Consider the following 4,001-nt stretch of genomic DNA (forward strand, 5'->3'; position numbering starts at 1 on the left):
ATCGGCCTGACCCTGGTCGCCGTCGGCACGTCGCTGCCCGAGCTTGCGACTTCGGCCGTGGCGGCGCTTCGCGGGCGCGGCGACGTGGCACTCGCGAACGTGATCGGGTCTAACATCTTCAATATTCTCATGGTACTCGCGATCAGCAGCCTGATCAAGCCCAAGGTATACGACCAGATGTTCAATACAGACCTTTACCTCGTGGCCGGTGGCACTGTGTTTCTTTTCATTGCCATGTTTACAGGTAAAAGAAAAAAACTGGACAGATGGGAGGCCGCGCTGTTGCTCTTTTCATACATTGGCTACACTACGTATTTGATCAGTAAAGAATTCTAAACCCGGTGATTGCCCAATCACGTTGTTAACGCGCATTATGAAGTGGCCGTACGGCGAGAACACCGGGAAATACATCTTTAATGATGCAGGAATTAAATTCTGTGTTACCGGTACAGAAGAATTATTTCACAAAATATCTGATATTCAATCAGAGATTCCAAGTTTAGAAAAAATATATTGTTTCGATGAAATTGAAGGTGGAAATCACTGGAGTCTTATAAAAAACGAAGCAGGTAAAACTGATGACCAAGAAGTTGAAGATCGAAAAGCTGTTATCAAAAATGACATGCTTGCTACTATGATATATACCTCTGGTACAACAGGTAATCCTAAAGGTGTAATGTTATCTCATAACAACTTAATATCAAATGTACTAGGTTGTAAACCAAGAATACCTGCAGATAACCATTCTCGCGTATTATCCTTCCTTCCTGTTTGTCACGTGTATGAACGCATGTTACATTACTTATACATGTATTTGGGTTGTTCTATTTACTTCGCAGAGTCTATGGAAACAATTGGAGATAACATTAGAGAAGTGAAACCTCATGTGTTTACAGCGGTGCCTCGATTGTTAGAAAAAGTTTACGAAAAGATAATGGCCAAAGGAGATGAATTAACCGGAATTAAACGCAAGTTGTTCTTTTGGGCGGTTGGATTAGCAGAAGAATATGATGTACAAGGTAAAAGTGCTTTCTATAATTTCAAACTCGGTATTGCCAGAAAACTCATCTTTTCTAAATGGCAAGAAGCATTAGGTGGAAATGTTAAAGCGATTGCCTCTGGAAGTGCAGCATTGCAACCAAGATTAGCAAGAATATTCTTAGCAGCGGGTGTACCTATCTTAGAAGGATATGGACTTACAGAAACCTCTCCAGTAATATCAGTAAACTGTTTCAAAGCAGGAATTAAGATTGGATCTGTTGGTACTACACTGGATGGTGTTACTGTTAAAATTGCAGAAGATGGAGAGATTTTAGCCAAAGGACCTAATGTTATGATGGGGTATTACAATCAACCTGAGAAAACTGCAGAAGCAATAGATGCTGATGGTTGGTTCCATACAGGTGATATCGGTCAAATTGAAGATGGTAAATTCCTAAGAATTACGGACAGGAAAAAAGAAATTTTTAAAACATCAGGAGGAAAATATATCATCCCTCAAATGATGGAAAACAAGTTCAAAGAAAGTAGATTTATTGAACAGATTATGGTGATTGGTGAAGGTCAAAAACACCCTGCTGCACTCATCGTTCCTCAATTCGAATTCTTGAGAGAATGGGCTAAACGTAAAAACATTGGTCTTTCTCCAAATGCGAGTAACGATGAATTAATCGCTCACCCAAAAGTGATTGAACGCATCAAAAGAGAGGTTAATGACTACAATGAAAACTACGGTAAATTCGAACAAATTAAAAAGTTCGAACTACTCAATAAAGAAATGAGTATCGAAGGTGGTGAACTAACTCCTACCCTTAAATTCAAGCGAAAAATCATTCTAGAAATGCATAAAGACAAAGTCGACGCAATTTATAATTAATCATATCTCGGGAAGTTGTTTTGTGCAACTTCCCTTTACTTTTTTAATCAAATCACACCTAAAATGAAATTCCTAACATTTCTATTTTCCATGATGATCCTGCTGTCGTGCACAAAACAGGCCGACATGATCGTTATTAAAGATTGTACGGGAACTTACCTTAGAAAAAATGATAAGGACTTTAAAGTATGCAATGAAGAATTACTCAACGAGTACGAAGACGAACAAGTAGTTACTATAACTTACACCCGAGTGGATGAAGCATGTAAACCAGAAGGTTTTGTTTGCGAATTATACCATCAATTTGAGTACTACATTGAAGTAGAAACTGTACAATAGGTTAATTTTCAGTTACAAAAGTGATTTTCACCACACCTTGATGATACTTCGGGTAATGGGTACCTTTTTCAAATTTGTATTTAAGAATTGTATTCTTTGCTTGAATCATACTTGGCGTACTTTTTATTGTACTCTTAGACCTGTCTAATACAACCGAACTTACCGCTCCTTCACTATCTACGGCAATGTTAAAATACATCACACCTGCCGATTTTCCCTTTAATTTAAAGTTGGTAGAAGTCAACAAAGACCTATTGTCTGTTTTAAGATCGCCACTCACTTGTGCAGAAGCCAATAAAGTGAACGCCGTAAATATTAGCGCAAAGAATATTTTCATGTTTTAAGCTATTTTACTCCAATTCGGTTTGGAGCGCATTATGGTTTTTAATTTTGTACGTATAAAACCATGTTTAGTTTCTTGTAATTTAGGATCAACTTTAAGTATGTTTCTAGCCGTTTCTCTTGCAATGGTAACTATTGGTCCGTCCGTAACTAAATCAGCAATTTTAAGGTTCAGTAAACCACTCTGTTGCGTACCCATAATATCACCAGGACCTCTTAACTCCAAATCAACTTCAGAAATTCTAAACCCATCATTGGTCTCTACCATGGTTTCGAGTCTTCTTTTTCCTTCTTTGGAGATTTTATCACCTGACATTAGGAAACAATAAGATTTTTCGGCACCACGCCCTACTCTACCTCTTAACTGGTGCAATTGTGAAAGTCCAAATCGTTCAGAACTTTCGATAATCATTACACTTGCATTCGGAACATTTACACCTACTTCAATTACGGTTGTTGCCACCATAATCTGAGTTTTTCCGGCAGCAAACATTTGCATTTCAAATTCCTTATCTTCTGGTTTCATTTTACCATGAACCATACTTATTTGATATTCGGGACGAGGAAAGCTTCGTTGAATAGATTCATACCCATCCATTAAATTCAGGTAATCCATACTTTCAGATTCCTCAATCAAAGGGTAAACAATATATACTTGGCGTCCCTTTTCTATTTCTCTTTTAAGAAAGGAAAATATTTGAGGTCTTGCCTTTTCGTAACGATGTTGGGTTTCTACCGGTTTTCTGCCCGGTGGCAATTCGTCGATAACACTCACATCCAAATCTCCATAGGCTGTCATGGCTAAGGTACGCGGTATAGGTGTTGCCGTCATCACCAACACATGTGGCGGACGTGTATTTTTCTTTTGCAACTTAGCCCTTTGCGCAACACCAAACCTGTGCTGCTCATCTATCACAACCAAACCTAAGTTCTTAAACTTTACTTTAGGTTCGATTAAGGCATGAGTTCCAATCAATATATCTATCTCTCCAGCCTCTAATGCTTCATGTAGAATTCGTCTTTCCTTGGTTCTAGAAGACCCCGTCAATATGGCAACCTTTAAATCCATTTTGGCTACCAATTCACTAATAGACTCAAAATGCTGCTTGGCAAGAATTTCGGTTGGAGCCATTATCGCAGCCTGAAAACCATTTCCTACTGCAAACAACATAGTTAATAATGCCACTAAGGTTTTACCTGAACCTACATCTCCCTGTAACAAACGATTCATTTGTTCTCCCTTTTTAAGATCCAAACGAATTTCTTTTAACACCCGCTTTTGGGCACCCGTTAGTTCAAAGGGTAAATAATTAGCGTAAAAATCATTAAAGACATCTCCCACTTGTTCAAAGGTAAAACCTTGAGATTTGGAAGCGATGATCTTCTTACGCATGAGTAATTCAAGTTGTAGAAACAACAACTCTTCAAATTTCAGGCGGAATTG

At 38.3% G+C, this 4,001-nt stretch carries 5 protein-coding genes; 3 read left to right on the forward strand and 2 right to left on the reverse strand.

The window, feature by feature from the left end; all coding sequences use genetic code 11:
• From AC22ZQ_RS13005 to AC22ZQ_RS13015, 3 genes are all read left to right on the forward strand, one after another.
• The coding region (locus AC22ZQ_RS13005) for a sodium:calcium antiporter (protein WP_413468686.1) at positions 1 to 336 on the forward strand (336 nt) is incomplete at its 5' end.
• Positions 337 to 373: 37 nt separating this feature from the next.
• Positions 374 to 1,876, forward strand: a complete 1,503-nt coding sequence (locus AC22ZQ_RS13010) for an AMP-dependent synthetase/ligase (protein WP_318959195.1) — start codon at positions 374 to 376, stop codon at positions 1,874 to 1,876.
• A gap of 63 nt (positions 1,877 to 1,939) precedes the next feature.
• Complete coding sequence (locus tag AC22ZQ_RS13015; RefSeq protein ID WP_318959196.1) at positions 1,940 to 2,215, forward strand: hypothetical protein; 276 nt, start codon at positions 1,940 to 1,942, stop codon at positions 2,213 to 2,215.
• A gap of 1 nt (position 2,216) precedes the next feature.
• On the opposite strand, the gene AC22ZQ_RS13020 is transcribed toward AC22ZQ_RS13015, so the two are convergent.
• Both AC22ZQ_RS13020 and recG read right to left on the reverse strand, forming a co-directional pair.
• The gene (locus AC22ZQ_RS13020; protein WP_318959197.1) at positions 2,217 to 2,552 is read right to left on the reverse strand and encodes a hypothetical protein; all 336 of its coding nucleotides are present in this window, start codon (positions 2,550 to 2,552) and stop codon (positions 2,217 to 2,219) included.
• A gap of 3 nt (positions 2,553 to 2,555) precedes the next feature.
• Positions 2,556 to 4,001, reverse strand: a 1,446-nt coding sequence (recG, locus tag AC22ZQ_RS13025) for an ATP-dependent DNA helicase RecG (protein WP_318959198.1), incomplete at its 5' end; no start/stop codon positions are given.

It is taken from the genome of Lishizhenia sp., assembly GCF_057456495.1.

Excerpts from the sequence above, each read along its gene's own strand:
- AC22ZQ_RS13015 (WP_318959196.1), top strand. The coding sequence starts at position 1,940 with ATGAAATTCCTAACATTTCTATTTTCCATGATGATCCTGCTGTCGTGC.
- AC22ZQ_RS13010 (WP_318959195.1), top strand. The coding sequence starts at position 374 with ATGAAGTGGCCGTACGGCGAGAACACCGGGAAATACATCTTTAATGAT.
- AC22ZQ_RS13020 (WP_318959197.1), bottom strand. The coding sequence starts at position 2,552 with ATGAAAATATTCTTTGCGCTAATATTTACGGCGTTCACTTTATTGGCT.